The 18,651-nt window shown below is 59.6% G+C and carries 11 protein-coding genes; 3 read left to right on the top strand and 8 right to left on the bottom strand.

Annotated features, from left to right (window positions below; translation table 11 throughout):
- Positions 1–83: 83 nt before the first annotated feature.
- The 3 genes from IEX36_RS00120 to IEX36_RS00110 form a co-directional block, all read right to left on the bottom strand.
- Positions 84–983, bottom strand: a complete 900-nt coding sequence (locus IEX36_RS00120; RefSeq protein WP_188757363.1) for a YihY/virulence factor BrkB family protein — start codon at positions 981–983, stop codon at positions 84–86.
- A 19-nt stretch (positions 984–1,002) separates the two neighbouring features.
- On the bottom strand, positions 1,003–1,503 hold the full coding sequence (locus tag IEX36_RS00115) for a thioredoxin family protein (protein ID WP_188757362.1): 501 nt from the start codon (positions 1,501–1,503) through the stop codon (positions 1,003–1,005).
- A gap of 104 nt (positions 1,504–1,607) precedes the next feature.
- Positions 1,608–2,813: a VWA domain-containing protein gene (locus IEX36_RS00110; RefSeq protein ID WP_229668572.1), complete on the bottom strand. Its 1,206-nt coding sequence runs from the start codon at positions 2,811–2,813 to the stop codon at positions 1,608–1,610.
- Positions 2,814–3,005: 192 nt separating this feature from the next.
- Between IEX36_RS00110 and IEX36_RS00105 the strand changes: the two genes are divergently transcribed.
- Complete coding sequence (locus IEX36_RS00105; protein WP_188757361.1) at positions 3,006–5,369, top strand: sensor domain-containing protein; 2,364 nt, start codon at positions 3,006–3,008, stop codon at positions 5,367–5,369.
- On the opposite strand, the gene IEX36_RS00100 is transcribed toward IEX36_RS00105, so the two are convergent.
- On the bottom strand, positions 5,366–5,629 hold the full coding sequence (locus IEX36_RS00100; protein ID WP_188757360.1) for a hypothetical protein: 264 nt from the start codon (positions 5,627–5,629) through the stop codon (positions 5,366–5,368). The two genes, IEX36_RS00105 and IEX36_RS00100, sit on opposite strands and share 4 nt — an antisense overlap.
- Positions 5,630–5,715: 86 nt before the next feature.
- Between IEX36_RS00100 and IEX36_RS00095 the strand changes: the two genes are divergently transcribed.
- A complete protein-coding gene (locus IEX36_RS00095) occupies positions 5,716–6,213 on the top strand; it encodes a VOC family protein (RefSeq protein WP_188757359.1) in 498 nt (165 codons plus the stop codon).
- Between the two features lie 7 nt (positions 6,214–6,220).
- On the opposite strand, the gene IEX36_RS00090 is transcribed toward IEX36_RS00095, so the two are convergent.
- Positions 6,221–6,931, bottom strand: a complete 711-nt coding sequence (locus tag IEX36_RS00090; protein ID WP_188757358.1) for an ROK family protein — start codon at positions 6,929–6,931, stop codon at positions 6,221–6,223.
- Between the two features lie 60 nt (positions 6,932–6,991).
- A complete protein-coding gene (locus IEX36_RS00085) occupies positions 6,992–7,522 on the bottom strand; it encodes an SRPBCC family protein (protein ID WP_188757357.1) in 531 nt (176 codons plus the stop codon).
- Between the two features lie 275 nt (positions 7,523–7,797).
- Here IEX36_RS00085 and IEX36_RS00080 point away from each other — a divergent pair, with 275 nt between their 5' ends.
- Entirely contained in the window at positions 7,798–9,435 is a 1,638-nt protein-coding gene (locus tag IEX36_RS00080) for a TIGR03118 family protein (protein ID WP_188757356.1), read from the top strand.
- A 93-nt stretch (positions 9,436–9,528) separates the two neighbouring features.
- On the opposite strand, the gene rpoC is transcribed toward IEX36_RS00080, so the two are convergent.
- Entirely contained in the window at positions 9,529–13,719 is a 4,191-nt protein-coding gene (gene rpoC / locus IEX36_RS00075) for a DNA-directed RNA polymerase subunit beta' (protein ID WP_188757355.1), read from the bottom strand.
- Between the two features lie 174 nt (positions 13,720–13,893).
- Positions 13,894–18,381, bottom strand: coding sequence for a DNA-directed RNA polymerase subunit beta (gene rpoB / locus IEX36_RS00070; RefSeq protein WP_188757354.1), 4,488 nt, complete (start codon positions 18,379–18,381; stop codon positions 13,894–13,896).
- Positions 18,382–18,651: the final 270 nt, after the last annotated feature.

Here is an 18,651-nt window from a genome sequence, read left to right as displayed (position 1 = left end):
CATGTAGCGCTTGCCACGTTCCTTTTCGCGATGCAGTTGATTTTGGAAGGTAAGACCTTAGGTTTTTTGCTGTCGTCGTCATTCTACCGTGTGGCAGAGCTTGTGGGGCCTGAATCGGTTGAATCCGCTGCGCTTTCCGGAAAAAAATGGGCAGCATGCTCTGCGTTATACTCCGCCCCGCAAAACACGCTGAAGGAGATGATATAGAGCCAGAAAAGCAGTGCAATCGCGGCTCCCAGAGGCCCATAGACCTGTGAATAGTTGGCAAAACGGGTCACATACCAACCAAAGACCAGCGTAGCAGCAAACCACATCAATGTAGCCAGCACAGCCCCCGGAATGACGCGCTTCCAGCTTTGGCGCATCGGCGTGCCCATGTGGTAGATCATCGCCACAATCGCTGTGCTTCCCGTCAGCGCAACCGCCCAGCGAATCAGCAGCCCCGCCAGAAAAAGCGACGGGCGCGCGAAGGGCATGATCTCGTGCGCGAGCCACCTGGTAATGAAGTGCCCAAAGACAATCATCATACTGGCCAGCGCAAACGGAACCAGCGAGAGCGGCACCAGCAGCAGCGACCTTACGCGGCGCTGTACAAAGTTCCAGCAGTTGCGCGGCAGGCCATTGGCGCGGCGCACCCCCTCCATCACGCACACAATCACGCTCGAAGCCCCGCTGATACTGACCACAAACGCCGCAATCAGCGCATGAGTCGAGCGCGGATTATGCGGTGAAGTAACAAAATAACTCTGCAACAACGGGCTGACGTCCGGCGGCAGAATGCGATCGAAGAAGACGGAAAGCTGAAAGCGCAGCGGAGCGTTGTACGGCAGCAGGCTGACCACAGCCGCCGCAACAATCAGCGTCGGAAACAACGAGATGATCGCCGAGTAAGCCGTAGACTGCGCCAGGTAGAAACAATCGTGCCGCAGCGCACGCAAGCAGGCGCGTTGAAAGAGCGCGGGAATGCTTCGAAGTCGTTTCACCGGCGCCCTCGAAGACCGCTCAGGCCTTCCAGCGGTTCAGGAAGTCGGTGACAGACTTCGAGCTCATGTTGCGCATGTCTTCGAACTCGCCGGTCTTCTGCGAGTAAAGCAGCTTACCTCTCGCATCCAGCACGGCCAGCGCAGGAACACCCTTATTCAGCGGAATATTGTAGGTCCTGGCGACATCCGTATTCTTGTCGAACCGTCCGATGTCGATGTGGACGACAACGAAGTGCTTCTCCACGAGCTCCGCATTCGGGCTCTGGTGCATATAAATGTCGAGCACCTGGCAATCTCCGCACCAGTCTCCGCCAAAATCGAGAATGACGCGCTTATTTTCCAGCCGTGCCTGCTTGAGCGCAGCGGCAATATCGGCGTGGGCATCAGCCGTAGACGAGTAGAGATGCTTGTTGACCATCGGCGTCTTCATCACCTGCGCCGTGGCCGGGCTCGCACCCACAAGAACAGTAGCGAGCACAACTGCATAAATCGGAAAATAGCGAAGCTTCACCGGCATCATTACGCCTCTCCTCACAGATGAGACCCGAGCGCGGGCCGTATCACTAGAGATGATGCCTGAAAGCACACCGAGGACGCAAAAGAGCCTATCCCCCGCCGTTGCGCCTATTGCCCCGTATAGTAGCCATCGCGGGCCTGCGGATAGAGGTCCTTCCCCTTCACGCTCAGGCTGATCCGATGGTAGCCATCAGTCGCCGAGGATTTGGCCGCCGTATAGCTCAACAGGTATTGCGCATGAAGCTCATCCGCAATGTGGTTGTAGACGTCTTCCAGGTGGTCACGTTTGCTGACATCGAAGAGATGCCCGCCGGTCTGGCTCGCCATCCGATCAAGCGTCTTTCCGCCGTCGTCATGAGGCGTTTGCGATGGCCGCTGTCCACGCCCATTGCCACCGCCGCCACCCGGATATCCACCACCTCCGCCGGGATACCCACCGCCGCCGCCCGGATATCCGCCCGGATAACCACCACCGGGAAAACCAACTCCTCCTCCACGCGGAAAACCTCCGCCCCGATTGCCGCGCTGGCTGTCGTCGCGCCGCTCCGCCTGCTCGCCTTTGAAATAAACGGTATAGACAGTCGCGCCGGCCCGCTGCGCAGCCTCAATGGCGCTCGTCAGGTCCTCTTTGCTGCCATGATCGGAACCGGAAGAGAGGATGATAATCACCTTGCGCCCCTGCTGCTTCGAGATAATCTCATTCGACGCCAGGTAGAGCGCATCGTACAGCGTCCCTCCAGCATGTTGGCTGCTGCTGTCGGAATCGTCACCAACCGACGGCACAGAAGAAGAGTCGGACGAGCTGCCGCTCGAAGTGCCAATCTCCTGAATCGCCTTTTGCAGCCTGGGCCGTGAGTTCGTCAGGTCCTGCAAAAGCTCCGTCTGTCGTGAAAACTGAATCACAAATGCGCGATCAGCCGGCGTACTCAGCATCTTGTCAAGAAACGCATTGCTCGCATCACGCTCCTCGCCAATCACGTTGTAGCGTGTCGGGCTCGTATCAACCAGAATGCCGATCGTTAAAGGTGCGCTGCTGCTCGCACTAAAGCCGCTGATGCTCGCAGCGCCACCGTCCACCTTAAGCGTGAAGTCATCCTGGGTAAGATTCCGAACCAGATCTCCCTTTTTGTTCCACACCACCGTCGGAATGCTGACCATCTGCGTAGTCGCCGCGTTTTGAGATGCAGCCGGAGCGGCAGCCGGCGTATGCAGCACAGGGCCCGAGGGCGTCTGCTGCGCAAAGAGCAGCGAAGATGCGCTGAGGGCAATACAGATGCCAAACTGTCGAGGCAAACTGAGTAATGTCATGTTCATTTAGACGTGCCCCCTCGATACGGGTTTCACCATAGACCACAAAGGTTTCCTTTGCAATTTTGCCCTTCCAAAACGAAACCGCTACTGATAACTTTTTGAAACAAAGCACTGCGCGCGAAATTAGTTCCGAACATCTAACAGAAACAGGTAAACGTTTTTCATGCACACCGGGCCTACCCTTCGAGGTATCGCATGAGGACCCAGATGCTCCACGCTCCACGCACCTGGGTCGGAAGAACAGGTCTGTACATCGTTCCCGGCTGTGTAGCGACCGTTGTGCTGTGGTGGCTGCACAATAGTGCTCGTCTCGAAGGCTTCGCCGTTGCCGCTCTGGCCTCCGCCGGAACAGCAATTGCTCTTTGGACACTCTGGCAGGAGCATGTAAGCGTCGCTGAGAGCAAAGACGCAGCCGAAGCCCACTCGCAATTCCTTGCCGCAGCCGAAGCCAACCTCGACGCATTCGCCATCCTCAAAGCCGTTCGTAACGAGTCGGGCGAGATCGCCGATTTTCGCTTCCTCTACATCAATGCAAACGTCGAACAACTCGCGGGACTCTCCCGCTCAGATCTGTTGGGCAAATCGCTCTGCGAAACGTTGAACGTCGACCGAAACGGAACCATCTTCCAGAAATACTGCCTCGTCGCCCAGACCGGCCGGCCGCTCAACGAAGATATCCAGATCAAACAGGCGCGCATCAAGGCGTCTTGGCTGCACCTCAAGGCCGTCAAGCTCGGCGACGGCATCGCGTTGACATGCAGCGACATCAGCTCCGCCAAAGCTGCCGAAGACCGCTACAAGCATCTCGCCGAGTTCACCGACTCCGTCTTTCAGAACGCCCCCTTCAGCACCATCGCAACCGACACTCACGGAATCATCACGGCCATGAACGACGCGGCGGAAAAACTCTCCGGATACAACCGCGACGAACTCGTCAACAAAGCGCCCCTGACCATCCTGCACGACCAGAAAGAGCTGGCCGAACGCGCAGGGGAGATTAGCCCCACGCTCTCATCAGCCGACGAAGGATTCCTCGTCCTCACCGCTGGTGTCGCCGCTGGTGAGATGGACGAAAGGGAGTGGACGCTTGTTCGCCGTGATGGCGGCCGCACCCCAATCAATCTCGCCATGCGCGCCGTCACCACCGCCACTGGTGAAATCACCGGCTACGTCGGCATCGCCGTCGACATCACCGAGCGCAGGCAGATGCTCGAATACGTTACGCATCTCGCAACGCACGACCAGCTCACAGGCCTCGCCGGGCGCGCCCTGCTGCAAGACAAAACCGTACAAGCCGTCGATCTCGCCCGCCGCTACGGCACCAAAGTCGCCGTCTTCATGATCGACCTCGACCAGTTCAAACGCATCAACGACTCGCTTGGCCACGTGGCCGGCGACCAGATTCTCGTCGAGACAGCCAACCGCCTGCGTCGCGCCGTTCGCAGCACCGACATCGTCGCGCGCATGGGCGGAGACGAGTTCGTCGTCGTCATGCCCGACATCACCAACCTCACCGACGTCGAACAATGCGCCGCCAACCTCGTCGCGAAGCTCTCGCCAGAAATATCCGTCGACGAACATCTCATGCAAGTCACCGCCAGCGTTGGTGTCTGCACCTACCCGGACTTCGCCTCCGACGCCAAGCACCTGCTCAAGCGCGCAGACTCCGCCATGTATGCCGCCAAAGAAAACGGTCGCAACCAATACCAGATCTTCAGCGTCGACATGCTCAAAGAATCGGCCGATCGTCTCGCCATGGAGCACGCCCTCCGCCACGCCTTAGCCAACGGCGAGCTGCACATGCACTATCAGCCACAGATCTCTCTCACCACCGGAACCATCACCGGCATGGAAGCGCTTCTCCGCTGGACCAACCCGAAGCTTGGCAACGTCAAACCCGAGCGGTTCATCTCCCTCGCCGAAGAGACAGGACTCATCGTCCCCATCGGTGCGTGGGCCTTTATGAACGCTTGCCGCGAAGGCAAGGCCATCATCGACGAGCTCGGCCTCGACCTCACCGTATCGGTCAATCTCTCTCCTCGCCAGCTTCAACAGCGCAATCTCGTCGCAATTGTCGAGAGCGCGCTCAAATCCAGCGGCCTGCCCGCCAGCAGTCTCGAAGTCGAGATCACCGAGGGCATGTTGATGGTCAACTCCGGCGGCAATCTCGAGAAGCTTCAGAGTCTCCGCGAACTTGGCGTGCGCATCTCTATCGACGACTTCGGCACAGGCTTCTCCAGCTTCTCCTACTTGCTCGAATACCAGGTGGATCGCCTCAAGATCGATCAGAGCTTCGTCAAGAAGTCCGTCACCGACGCCAACGCAGCCGCCGTCGTCAGGACCATCATCGCCATGTCGCACGGTCTCAATATCCGCGTCGTCGCCGAAGGCGTCGAGAACGACGACCAGCTTCGCTTCCTGCTACGCAGAAAATGCGACGAGGCTCAGGGTAACTTCGTCGCACCGGCAGTCCCTGCCAACGAATTCATCTCCACCGCGCGATCCTTGAGCAGCATCGGTGTACTGCAAGCCGTCGAGCTTAAGCAAGCCAGCGCTTAAACCGAAAAGTTCGCGCCGATTCTCCCAGCCTGCACAACCGGCCACTGCACAAGAGCATTGGCATCCCGATGGTTATGGTCCAGCGGCATTCCTCTCTGCCCTGCGGCCCAGAGGATCCCGAGCAAAACCAGGAACATCGCAAACATAACGACTCCAGCAGCCATCACGACATGCCCAAAACTCTTTCGATCCTCTTCTGCCAGAAGACGCTTCCGTTCAGCTTCTTTCGTGTAGTCGAAATTGGATTTGAAAGTGTTCATACTTGTTTAGATGCCTCAGACCATCACACGCGCAGCCCAAGCCGATAGCGTATAGTCCATGACGGAGGCTGGCACATCACATCTCTATGAGCGCAAAGAGCATCCACCACGGCGTCCGCATGGGCCACGTCCACCTGAAAGTAGCGGATATGGACCGCGCGCTCGCCTTTTACCACGGCGTTCTCGGCTTCGACATCACGCAGCGCATGGGTAACTCCGCTGCATTTCTCTCCGCTGGCGGATACCACCACCACATCGGCCTGAATACGTGGGAGAGCAAGGGAGGCAATGCACCGGCCACAGGCACAACCGGCCTCTATCACCTTGCCATCGTCTATCCCACACGCGCCGAACTCGGCGATGCGCTCGAACGCCTGCTCCACGCCAACATTCCGCTCGACGGCGCAGCCGACCACGGCGTCAGCGAAGCCCTCTATCTACGCGATCCCGATGGCAACGGCGTCGAGCTCTACTGGGACCGCCCGCAGGACCAGTGGCCCAAAGACGTCAACGGCAGACTCGCCATGTACACGCGCCCACTCGATCTCGAAGCTCTGCTTCAAGCCGCGCACCAAGCCACATAGCCGCAAACTACTTCCGTTTGCGCGACGCCTTCGCGCCCTTGCGCGCCACCTGCAGCTCAGGGAGATTCGGATTCTCCCACAGCTTCAGCCCGCCTTCGATCGCGTTCGCATTCGATCCGAGAAGCACATGCTCAGGCAGCTTCTTCATCAACTTCGCATTGCCTCCACCCAGCAACACATAGTCGCAGACCAGCGCCGCCTTCAGCCGCTCAATCACATCCAGCACCGACTTGCGCCAGCGGCTCTTGCCTCGACACTTCAAACCATCCAGCCCCACATATTCCTCATACGTGCGGCCATTTTTGTAGAGCAGATGCGCCAGCTCCAAAGGAACGACCGTGCCGTCGAAGACCACCGCCGACCCCATCCCCGTGCCCAACCCAATGAAGAGCATCTTCCCGCCGCGATATCCACCCATCGCCTGCATCGCGGCATCATTGATGAAGCGCAGCGGCTTCCCAAAGGCCTTCTTGTACGAAAACCCCACCCACCCGGGCGAAAGATTATGCGGTTCGGTCAAAGGATGGTCATGCTCCACCGGCCCCGGATAGCCAATAGAAATCGCATCATAATGCCAATCCTTCGTAGCCGCGAGCACCTGCTTCACCATCTTCGCCGCCGTCATATCTTCACCGGAGACGATCTTGATAGGAGTGCGGTGGTCGGTAGAAGCAACCTTCACATGCGTGCCGCCAATGTCGATGACCAAAGCTTTCATCCGCCAACCATACCCTTCCGGCGCACCGCGTGCGCAAAATCATCACCCGCACAAGCGAGTCTACGAATGCTCCGCCGTCGACTTCATATTGGCAAGCCCCTTATCAAACTCCTGCCCCAGGAACTTGTCCATGCTCATGAAGACGCTCATCACTTTGCTCGGAAAAAACTTCATCGGCCCATCCATCACCCAGGTCACGCGCGTGCCCGTCCCCTCCGGCTCAATCAGGAAGTTGGCCGTGCTATGGCTCGCGAACGGCTTCACGAAATCGAGCTTGATGGTCGTCTTCGTAGGCGTGATCGAAGCAATCTCCATGCGTCCCGAGCCAACCTTGCTGTTGCCCTGCCACTCATAGACTGCGCCAACACCGTTCGGCGCGCCCGAGAAGGTCACCTTCATCTCCGGATCGAGCTGAGCCCAAGGCGACCACTTGCTCCAGTTATGAAAATCATTGACCAGCGCCGTCACCTTGTCCGGTGAAGCATTAATGGTAGTTGTACGCTCCACCACAAAGGTGTCTGGTTTCATTGCGGCGGCAAAGAGAACCACCACGATGGCAAGCACAACAATGGCCCCGATCGTCTTCAACATGAAGTCTCCTGTAGGTGAGACGCCAGTATATGTGCTCGAGGCCGCTCACGCTAGCGCAAAAAATGCATCGTCTTCTCACCTGTTTTCAAACGGGTGACATCTCATTCCGGCCGCCCCAAAAGCAGCGCCAACACAATGACGGAAGTGAGACACCAACGTGACAACTCCCGCGCTCACCGTCGCTAAGGTTGGTCTTGGATTCGGAGGTCTCCTGGCACTCACATATTCGCAACCATGTGCCAGTACCCGCCAAAACCTATCCATGGAGCGACACAATGCACTCATCCCGCCTCAGCTCATCTTCACTCGTGCGACGCCTTCTAGTCGCGGGCTCTCTTGCACTATTCACTTTGCTGACATCGCAGGCTGCCGTTGCCCAATCAAACAGCACCTATCAGCAAACCAATCTCATCTCCGACGGCGCGGTCCAGGCCATGCACACCGATCCAACCCTGATCAATCCCTGGGGAGTCTCTCTCGGGCCGCAGTTCTGGATCGACTCCGCAGGCAGCGGCTTCTCCGAAGTCGACGACGCCAGCGGCAATAAAGCCTTTGCCGTCGCCGTGCCATCGGTCAGCGCAGGCGCAACCCATGGAAGCCCCGCCGGGACCGTCGCCAACAACGACTCAACCGTCTTCAACATCCCCGGCAACGGCTCCGCGCTATTCATCTTCGGCAACCTCGACGGAAGCATCGCTGCATGGAACACCAATACGCCACAAGCCGTCACCGTCGCCAATAACTCCGCAGCCAAAGCCGCCTACACCGACATCGCTATCGACAAAAACTCCACCGGGACATTTCTCCTCGCTGCCAACTTCGCTGGCGGCACAGTCGATGTCTTCGACAGCAACTTCGCCTCCACCCATCTCACTGGCAGCTTCGCCGATCCGTCCATCCCGCAAGGCTTCGCGCCCTTCGGAATCCACTCCATCGGCTCCAGCATCTACGTCACCTATGCCGAGCGCAGCTCCACAGGACGCGAGGTCCTCGGCGCCGGCCTCGGCTACATCGACATCTTCGACAACAACGGCAACCTCACCAGGCAGGCCATCAGCCAGGGCAATCTCAACGCACCCTGGGGCATGGCGCTCGCCCCCGCCGGCTTCGGCAGCTTCGGCGGTAAGCTACTCGTCGGCAACTTCGGCGACGGCACCATCAATGCCTACGACCCAACTAATTTCTCATTCCTTGGCCAGCTCACCGACTCCACCGGCACACCCATCACCAACTCCGGCCTCTGGGAGATCGTCTTCGGAGCGAACAGACTCGGCGACCCAAACACCCTCTACTTCGCTGCCGGCATCAACGGTGAAAAAGACGGTCTCTTCGGAGCGATCAGTGTCGCCTCCGCCCCATCCGGCACTCCTGACTTCAGCTTCCAGGCCTCCGCAAACGCACTCACCGTCACCAGCGGTCAATCCGGCAACCTGACCATCAACCTCGCAGCCTCCAACGGCTTCAGCGGAACCGTCTCCTTCTCCTGCACAGGACTTCCCTCAGGCGACACCTGCACCTTCAACCCTGCAACTGCCAACGTCTCAGGCGCATCAACCGTCTCCGTAGTCACAACCATCAACACAGCGACAACTTCCGCTCCTGCGCCAAACCCATACATAGCCGCCACGCATCCAAAGTCGTCCAATCACAACCGCCCTGTAATGCTCCTCGCATTCGGAATCCCATTCGGGCTACTCAGCTTTGCAGGTCTGCGAAAGAAATCCCTCCTTCTGCGCAGCTCGATTTTCAGTGCAGCGCTCATGCTCTTCACGCTATCGATGACAGGTTGCTCCTCAAAGAGTACCGCTGCAACATCAACTCCAACCCCAACCCCCGCCGCATCGCAACTCACAATCAACGCGACCTCAGGAGCAATCACCCATACCATCAACGTCTCCCTCACCGTCAATTAGGAATTGTCTCTAACCCGCTTTAAACGGCAACGGCAGAGCCTGGGCTCTGCCGTTGCCGTTTGCGCGAAGCGCGTTTCGCCGTCCGCGAAGGGCCTACTCCGCAGCCATCTCTTCCTGCTCGCCTTCCATGCGCATCTGCTCGAGTTCGCGCTCTTCGGCTTCGATAGCCGCCGCGACCTCGTTCTGCACCTGGGCAGCGGCCTCTTCGATCTCCGGAGAGAGCTGCACATTGCGGTAGTACTCCATGCCCGTGCCCGCCGGAATCAGCCGTCCGACGATGACGTTCTCCTTCAGACCGCGCAGCGTGTCCATCGAGCCATTGATCGAGGCCTCGGTCAGCACACGCGTCGTCTCCTGGAAGCTCGCCGCCGAAATAAAGCTGTCGGTCGACAGAGACGCCTTCGTGATGCCCAGCAGCAGCGAGCGGCCAATCGCCGGTTTGCCGCCATTCATCAACACGCGCTGGTTCTCTGCGTTGAAGCGGAAGCGGTCCGTCTGCTGATCGATCAGGAAGTTGGTGTCACCCACCTCCTCGATCTTCACCCAGCGCAGCATCTGCCGCACGATCGTCTCGATGTGCTTGTCCGAGATCGCCACGCCCTGCAACCGATAGACCTCCTGGATTTCGTTGACGAGATACTGCTGCAGCGCCCTCTCGCCAAGCACCTCCAGAATGTCGTGCGGATTGCGCGGACCATCGATCAGCGCGTCACCGGCGCGGAGGCGTTCACCCTCCTGCACGTTGACATACACACCACGCGGCACCGAGTACTCCTCTTCCTGCCCGTTGTCCGCCGTGACGTACACCTTGCGCTGCCCCTTCGACACTTCGCCGAAGCGGACCACGCCGTCGATCTTCGAGATGATCGCCGGGTCACGCGGCTTACGCGCCTCGAACAACTCGACCACGCGCGGCAGACCGCCCGTAATGTCCTTCGTACGAGTTGTCTCACGCGGAATCTTCGCCAGAATGTCACCCGGGAAGACCTCGTCGCCATCGGCCACCATCAAGTGAGCGCGGCTCGGCATCAGGTAACGCTTGTTGCCCGAGGCCGACTTCACGATAATCGCAGGCTGACGCTTCTCATCCGGCGAATCGCCGACAACCAGACGGCTCAGGCCGGTGACCTCGTCCACTTCTTCATTGAGCGTGACGCCTTCCTGCAGGTCCTTGAACTGCACCGTGCCGGCGATCTCCGTCAGCAGCGAGAAGGTATACGGGTCCCACTCGCCCAGCCGGTCGCCCAGCTTCACAGCAGCGCCGTCTTCGACCTTCAGCTTCGCGCCATAAACAATCGCATAGCGCTCACGCTCGCGGCCCTTCTCGTCCACCACGGCAATCGAGCCGTTGCGGTTCATCGTCACCAGGCCGCCGTCCTTCGACCGCACCGTCACCAGGTTGATGAAGCGCACCGTACCCGCATTCTTCGCTTCAAGGTGCGAAGCATCCGACACCCGCGAAGCCGTTCCACCGATGTGGAAGGTACGCATCGTCAACTGCGTTCCCGGCTCGCCGATCGACTGCGCCGCGATCACGCCAACGGCCTCGCCCATCTCCACCAGCTTGCCCGAGCCCAGGTTACGGCCGTAGCACAGAATGCAGGCGCCGCGCTTCGATTCGCACGTCAGCACCGAGCGGATCTTCACCCTCTCGATACCGGCCGCCTGAATCGCGCTGGCCAGCTCCTCGTCAATCTCCTGGTTGATCTCGACGATCGTCTTGCCTTCGTAGTCCTTGATCTTCTCAAGCGACACGCGGCCGATAATCCGGTCACGCAGAGGCTCAATCGTCTCGCCGGCTTCGATGATCGGCGTCACGTAGATGCCTTCCACCGTGCCGCAATCATGCTGCGAGATGATCACATCCTGCGCCACGTCCACCAGACGGCGAGTCAGATAACCCGAGTCCGCAGTCTTCAGCGCCGTGTCAGCCAGGCCCTTACGAGCGCCGTGCGTCGAGATGAAGTACTGCAACACCGTCAGGCCTTCGCGGAAGTTCGCGGTGATCGGCGTTTCGATGATTTCGCCGCTCGGCTTCGCCATCAGTCCGCGCATACCCGAGAGCTGACGAATCTGCTGCTTCGAACCGCGGGCGCCGGAGTCAGCCATGATGTAGATCGGATTCATGGCGCCGTCCTTATCGGCCTGCTTCATGTTCGCAAACATCTCGTCCGCCACCTTCTCGGTGACGCCGGACCACATCTGGATGACCTTGTTGTTACGCTCGCCGTTCGTGATCGCGCCGTCCAGATACTGCTGCTGCACGTTGATCACCTGCTTCTCAGCATCGCGCACCACTGTGTACTTCGAGTCCGGAATGACCATGTCGTCGAGACCGACCGACAGGCCCGAGCGCGTCGCATAACGGAAGCCCAGGTCCTTGATCCGGTCGAGCGTCTTGACGGTGACTTCGAGGCCGAGGTTCAGGTAGCAGTAGTTCACCAGCTGCCCGATTCCCTTCTTCTTCAGCAGGCCATTGATGTACGGCATCCCCTCAGGCAACGCGTCATTCAGAATCGCGCGGCCCACCGTCGTCGAGATGTACTGGTTGTGAAACTCAACCGGCTCCGTATGCGTGATGTCCTGATCGTCATACGCCGTAGTCATGTCGAGCACCTTGCCGGTGTAGCGCAGACGAATCGGCGTCAGCGTCTCCACCTGCTTGGCCTCGAGCGCCATCAGCACTTCCTCGATGTTGGCGAACACACGGCCCTCGCCGCGCGCATTCACCTTCGACTTGGTCAGGTAATAAAGACCAAGCACCATGTCCTGAGTCGGCACCGTAATCGGCTGGCCGCTTGCAGGAGACAGAATGTTGTGCGAAGCCAGCATCAGCACGCTCGCCTCAATCTGCGCCTCAGGCGACAGCGGAATGTGCACCGCCATCTGGTCGCCGTCGAAGTCCGCGTTGAACGCCGTGCAGACCAGCGGGTGAATCTTGATCGCCTTGCCTTCCACCAGCACCGGCTCAAACGCCTGAATGCCCAGGCGGTGCAGCGTCGGAGCGCGGTTCAGCAGCACCGGATGGTCCTTGATGACCTCTTCCAGAATGTCCCACACAATCGAGTCCTGCATCTCAACCATCTCTTTGGCCTGCTTGATGGTCGTGCAGTGTCCCGTCTGCTCCAGGCGGTGATAGATAAACGGCTTGAACAGCTCCAGCGCCATCTTCTTCGGCAGACCGCACTGGTGCAGCTTCAGCTCGGGGCCGACGACGATGACGGAGCGGCCCGAGTAGTCCACGCGCTTGCCCAGCAGGTTCTGACGGAAGCGGCCCTGCTTGCCCTTGAGCGTGTCCGACAGCGACTTCAGCGGACGATTATTCGCACCGCGCAGCACACGGCCACGGCGGCCGTTATCAAACAACGCGTCAACAGCCTCCTGCAGCATGCGCTTCTCATTGCGCACAATGACCTCTGGCGCGTGCAGGTCCATCAGCTTCTTCAACCGGTTGTTCCGGTTGATCACGCGGCGATACAGGTCGTTCAGGTCAGACGTAGCGAAGCGGCCACCATCCAGCGGCACCAGCGGGCGCAGCTCAGGCGGGATGACCGGAATCACATCGAGAATCATCCACTCCGGCTTGTTGTCCGACTTGCGGAAGGCCTCGACAATCTTCAGGCGCTTCGAGTACTTCAGCTTCTTCTGCAGCGAATTCTCGTTCTTCATGCGATCGCGCAGCTCAATCGCCAGCTCGGTCACATCCACGCGCCGCAACAGCTCCTTGATCGCCTCAGCGCCCATCATGGCCTTGAAGCCCGACGGACGATACTGCTGGTCGAGCTCGCGGAAGCGGTTCTCGTCCTTGATGACCTCGCGCTCCTTCACCGGAGCGTCGCCCGGATCGACCACAACGTAGCTCTCAAAGTAGAGCACTGCTTCAAGCTCGCGCAGCGAGATGTCCAGCAGGTGGCCGATACGCGAAGGCAGGCCCTTGAAAAACCACACGTGCGAGCACGGCGAAGCCAGCTCGATGTGGCCCAGGCGCTCACGGCGTACCTTCGACAGCGTTACCTCAACGCCGCACTTATCGCAGATCACGCCGCGGTGCTTCATGCGCTTGTACTTGCCGCACAGGCACTCCCAGTCCGTGATCGGTCCAAAGATGCGGGCGCAGAACAGGCCATCGCGCTCCGGCTTGAACGTACGGTAGTTGATGGTCTCAGGCTTGGTGACTTCGCCATGCGACCAGCTCCGGATCTTCTCCGGGCTGGCAAGCTGGATCTTGATTGCGTCGAAGTCGGCTACGGGGCCGGCTAAATCGAAGGGGCTGGAGCGAAACATAGTGGCGTCTCCCTTGTGTCCTGCGCTTGGCAGGGTGCAGCGGGTTGGCTGCGGTTACAAATTCTCTGCGATGACTCTCGGCTCATCGCGTTACCGTTGGTTCTGGTACTGTTGCTCGTTTTCAGTTGTGTGCCTGAGGAGTTTACGCACAAACCTCCTCAGGTCTTGGTCTCGTTAGTCAGCCGCGGCGATCGAAGGCAGCGGCACCTTCTTCTGGTCGGCCTGCTTGATCAGTTCCACATCCAGGCAGAGCGACTGCAGCTCGCGAATCAGCACGTTGAACGACTCCGGCACGCCCGGCTCAATCGCAGCCTCGCCCTTGACGATGGCCTCGTAGATCTTCGTACGGCCAAACACATCGTCCGACTTCGCCGTCAGCAGCTCCTGCAGGATGTAAGCCGCGCCATAAGCCTCCAGCGCCCAGACCTCCATCTCACCGAACCGCTGTCCGCCGAACTGCGCCTTACCGCCCAGCGGCTGCTGGGTAATCAGCGAGTACGGCCCAATCGACCGCGCGTGAATCTTGTCGTCCACCAGGTGCGACAGCTTCAGCATGTAGATGTAGCCGACCGTCGCAGGCTGTTCGAACTCATCGCCCGTCATGCCGTCGTGCAGCAACGACTTGCCCGAGCTAGGCAGCCCAGCCGATGCGAGCAGCGCCTTGATCTCGTTCTCGCGCGCGCCGTCGAAGACCGCCGTGCCGAACCAGATGCCGCGCTTCATGCCCGCGGCCACGCGCAGCGTCTGCTCATCGTCCAGATCAAGCAGCTGATTGAGCGCCGCCGTCCCGGCAAACCGCGCCTTGAACAGCTCACGCACTTCCTTGGCCGACTGCATCTTCTCCGCAGCCTCAGCCACCTGCTTGCCCAGCTCATGAGCAGCCCAGCCTAAGTGCGTCTCGAGGATCTGACCGACGTTCATACGCGAAGGCACACCCAGCGGATTCAGCACAATCTCCACCGGCGTTCCGTCCGGCAGATACGGCATGTCTTCCTCTGGAAGAATCCTCGCGATGACGCCCTTGTTACCGTGGCGTCCGGCCATCTTGTCGCCGACCGACAGCTTGCGCTTCATCGCAACGTAGACCTTCACCATCTTGATGACGCCCGGCGCAAGCTCATCGCCCTTGCTCATCTTCGAGATCTTCTCGTTGGTGATCTTGCGCAGCACATCGATCTGGCGCGAGGTCATCTCCTCGATCTCGTCGATCTGCTCGTTCACTCGCGGGTCCTTGTCCGCGTAACGAATACGCTTCAGGTTGCGCGTCGAGATCAGCTCAATCGTGTCGCGGTCGAGCACGTCGCCCTTCGAGAGCAGCTTCTTGTTCGTGCGCTCGTCATGCAGATCGGCCAGCACTTCCTTCGCGCCCAGAATGCCTTCAAGACGCTTCAAACGCTCGTCGGTCAGAATGCGGATCTCGTCAGCCAGGTTGCGCTCCAGCTTCTCGATCATCTCCTGCTCGATCAGCTTCGCGCGCTCGTCCTTCTCCTGTCCCTTGCGCGAGAAGATGCGAACGTCCACCACCGTGCCTTCGATACCCGGAGGGCACGTCAGCGACGCATCGCGCACATCCCCAGCCTTCTCACCGAAGATCGCGCGCAGCAGCTTCTCTTCCGGCGTCAACTGCGTCTCGCCCTTCGGCGTCACCTTGCCGACGAGGATGTCGTTGTGGCTGATCTTCGCGCCGATGCGGATGATGCCGCTCTCGTCCAGATCGCGCAGCGCGTGCTCCGAGACGTTCGGAATATCGCGCGTGATCTCTTCCGGTCCCAGCTTCGTATCGCGCGCCTCAATCTCGAACTCCTCAATGTGAATCGAGGTGTAGTAGTCCTCGCGGACCAGCTTCTCCGAGATCAGGATCGCGTCCTCGAAGTTGTACCCGCGCCACGGCATGAACGCCACCAGCACGTTGCGGCCAAGTCCAAGCTCGCCCTGCTCCGTGCAAGGTCCGTCGGCAATCACCTGCCCCTTCACCACGCGGTCGCCATGACGAACCACCGGCTTCTGGTTGATGCAGGTGTTCTGGTTCGAGCGCTTGAACTTCGTCAGCTGATAGATGTCCGAACCAACCTCACGCGAGAGCTGCGTCGGATGGTGCTCGCCCTCGACACGCACAATAATGCGCTCCGAGTCCACCGAGTCCACGATGCCGTTACGCTTGGCCAGAATCACAGCGCCCGAGTCGCGCGCCGTCACTCCCTCCATACCCGTACCGACAAACGGGGCCTCCGACACCAGCAGCGGCACCGACTGACGCTGCATGTTCGCGCCCATCAGCGCGCGGTTCGCGTCGTCGTGCTCCAGGAACGGCACCAGCGAAGCGGCCACCGAAACAAGCTGCTTCGGCGAAACGTCCACGTAGTCCACCTCGGACTTGTTCACCAGCACGAAGTTGCCCTGCCGCCGCGCATCCACCACGTCCTGCACGATGTTCTGCTTCTCATCGAGCTCAATGTTGGCCTGCGCAATCGTGTGCCGGTCCTCTTCCCACGCCGAAAGATAGAAGCTGAACGGAGCGACCTCCATCGCGCGCTTCTTGTCCTTCTTCAACTGTTCATTCAGCTTGCGCGCCTCGCCGCCCTCCAGATAATCACCCTGGCGCAGCCCACTCTCGCCCGCGTTTACAACAGCGACGTAGTCAATCACCTTGCCTTCCTTCACCTTGCGGTAAGGAGACTCGATAAACCCGTACTCATTGATACGCGCAAAGCAGCTCAGCGACGAGATCAGACCGATGTTCGGACCTTCCGGCGTCTCAATCGGGCAGATACGTCCATAGTGCGTCGGGTGCACGTCGCGCACCTCGAAGCCCGCACGCTCACGCGACAGACCGCCCGGCCCAAGCGCCGACAGACGCCGCTTGTGCGTAATCTCCGACAGAGGATTCGTCTGGTCCATGAACTGCGACAACTGCGACGAGCCAAAGAACTCGCGGATCGCCGCCATCACAGGCTTCGCGTTGATCAGGTCGTGCGGCATCGCCGTCGCCATCTCCTGATACACGCTCATCTTCTCCTTGATGGCGCGCTCCATGCGCACCAGGCCGATGCGGAACTGGTTCTCCATCAGCTCGCCCACTGCACGCACGCGGCGGTTGCCCAGGTGGTCGATGTCGTCCACGGTGCCGATGTTCTTGCGCAGCTTCAGCAGGTAGCGGATCGTCCCGTAGAAGTCCTCCGGCGTCAGCGTGCGCTTGTCGAGCCCGGTCGCATCCTGGTTCTCATACAACTTGATGTTGAACTTCAGCCGGCCCACGCGCGAGAAGTCGTACTTGCGCGCATCAAAGAACATGCCCTCAAACAGCGCCGTCGCCGTATCCAGCGTCGGTGGGTCGCCCGGACGCAGCTTGCGGTAGATCTCAATCAGCGCCTCTTCCGGCTTGTGTACCGAGTCACGACGCAGCGTGTTCGAGATGATGTTGCCCACATCGTCGCGCTCCGGGAAGAACACCTCAAAGCCCGTCACGCCCGACTGCTGAATCTTGTGCAGCTTATCGGCGGTCAACTCCTGGTTGGCCTCATAGAGCAGCTCGCCCGTGGTCAGGTCCACCACATCGGCAGCCGTCATCGCGCCATCGAACTCGCTCGTCTCAACCTCGACCTCAGCAACCTTGTGCGAGCGCAGCGACTTCAGCGAGTGCGCAGAAATCTTGCGCGTCGCCGGAGCGAGCTCCTCGCCCTTCACCGTGATCGTCGCCGCCGGACGCGTGCCCTGCAGGTTGGTCGGCGTGCCCTCAGGCGCAACCTTCCACGAGAGCTTGCCGTCCTTCACGCCGATCGTGTCCACCGTGTAGAAGGTCTTCAGAATCTCTTCGTCCGTGCGCAGTCCAAGCGCGCGCAGGAAGATCGTTCCCAGGAACTTCCTCTTGCGGTCGATACGGACATACAGCGTGTTCTTCTGGTCGTACTCAAACTCAACCCAGGACCCGCGGTACGGAATGATCTTGCCCAAAAAGTACGTGCGGTTGTTCGCCGTCTCGAAGAAGACGCCGGGTGAGCGGTGCAGCTGCGACACAATCACGCGCTCCGTGCCGTTCACGATAAAGGTGCCGTTCTGGCTCATCAGCGGAATATCGCCGAAGAAGACTTCCTGCTCCTTCATATCGCGCAGCGTCTTGACGCCGGTCTCCGGGTCCTTGTCGTAAATCTTCAGGCGAATCGTCACCTTCAGCGGCGCCGAATACGTCATGCCGCGCTCTTCGCACTCCGCCTGGTCGTACTTCAGCTGCAACCCGACCGGGTCGCCGCACTTGGTGCAGAAGTCAGGCGTGTTCTTGTTGTACGTGCCGCAGAAGTGGCAGAGCACATCGCCCGGATGAAACGGATCGGTGATGACCATGTGGCCGCAGTTCACGCAGGCCGTGCGCAGGTGGTTCAGCCCCTTCAGGTAGCCGCACTTGCACTCCCAGTTGCCGATCGAGTAGTCGACAAACTCAAGCTCCGACACATTGCGGAAGTCCGTAATCGGGAACACCGACGTAAACACCGACTGCAGACCGTTGTCCTCACGCTCCTGCGGCAGCTTGTCCATCTGCAAAAACCGCTCGTAGCTGAGCCGCTGAACTTCAATGAGGTTAGGAATCTGAATCGCCGTGGGAATCTTCGAAAAATCCAGACGGCTGCGTACCGCGCGCGTTTCGCTGTTGTTGGACTGACCAGACATGCTCTCTCCTGAATGCTTGCCTTCGAGGCCCCGTGAACCGCCGGTTCACAAAGGGGGAAGACCCCGGCCGGGCCCTCCTTGGTTGTTCCGTTGCGCATCTTCAAACCACTTCGGTTTCCGCCGCCCTCGACAGCAGCCGTCCCCGTTGCGCAGAATGTCTCGCCGCCTCACATCTCGCGGCTTAATAAAAACCTCAGGTAAAACCTCAGAAAAACTTCAAAACTTTAACTTCTCTGCTCGCGTTCAAACCTGCTATAAAGTACGCGGACA

This window comes from Edaphobacter acidisoli (assembly GCF_014642855.1).
Lineage (GTDB): Bacteria > Acidobacteriota > Terriglobia > Terriglobales > Acidobacteriaceae > Edaphobacter > Edaphobacter acidisoli.
This window is presented reverse-complemented; position numbering and strand designations above follow the sequence as displayed.

Bases quoted from the DNA above. Each gene is read 5' to 3' on its own strand.
- IEX36_RS00115 (WP_188757362.1), bottom strand. From the start codon at position 1,503: ATGATGCCGGTGAAGCTTCGCTATTTTCCGATTTATGCAGTTGTGCTC.
- IEX36_RS00110 (WP_229668572.1), bottom strand. From the start codon at position 2,813: ATGAACATGACATTACTCAGTTTGCCTCGACAGTTTGGCATCTGTATT.
- IEX36_RS00105 (WP_188757361.1), top strand. From the start codon at position 3,006: ATGAGGACCCAGATGCTCCACGCTCCACGCACCTGGGTCGGAAGAACA.
- IEX36_RS00100 (WP_188757360.1), bottom strand. From the start codon at position 5,629: ATGAACACTTTCAAATCCAATTTCGACTACACGAAAGAAGCTGAACGG.
- IEX36_RS00095 (WP_188757359.1), top strand. From the start codon at position 5,716: ATGAGCGCAAAGAGCATCCACCACGGCGTCCGCATGGGCCACGTCCAC.
- IEX36_RS00090 (WP_188757358.1), bottom strand. From the start codon at position 6,931: ATGAAAGCTTTGGTCATCGACATTGGCGGCACGCATGTGAAGGTTGCT.
- IEX36_RS00085 (WP_188757357.1), bottom strand. From the start codon at position 7,522: ATGTTGAAGACGATCGGGGCCATTGTTGTGCTTGCCATCGTGGTGGTT.
- IEX36_RS00080 (WP_188757356.1), top strand. From the start codon at position 7,798: ATGCACTCATCCCGCCTCAGCTCATCTTCACTCGTGCGACGCCTTCTA.
- rpoC (WP_188757355.1), bottom strand. From the start codon at position 13,719: ATGTTTCGCTCCAGCCCCTTCGATTTAGCCGGCCCCGTAGCCGACTTC.
- rpoB (WP_188757354.1), bottom strand. From the start codon at position 18,381: ATGTCTGGTCAGTCCAACAACAGCGAAACGCGCGCGGTACGCAGCCGT.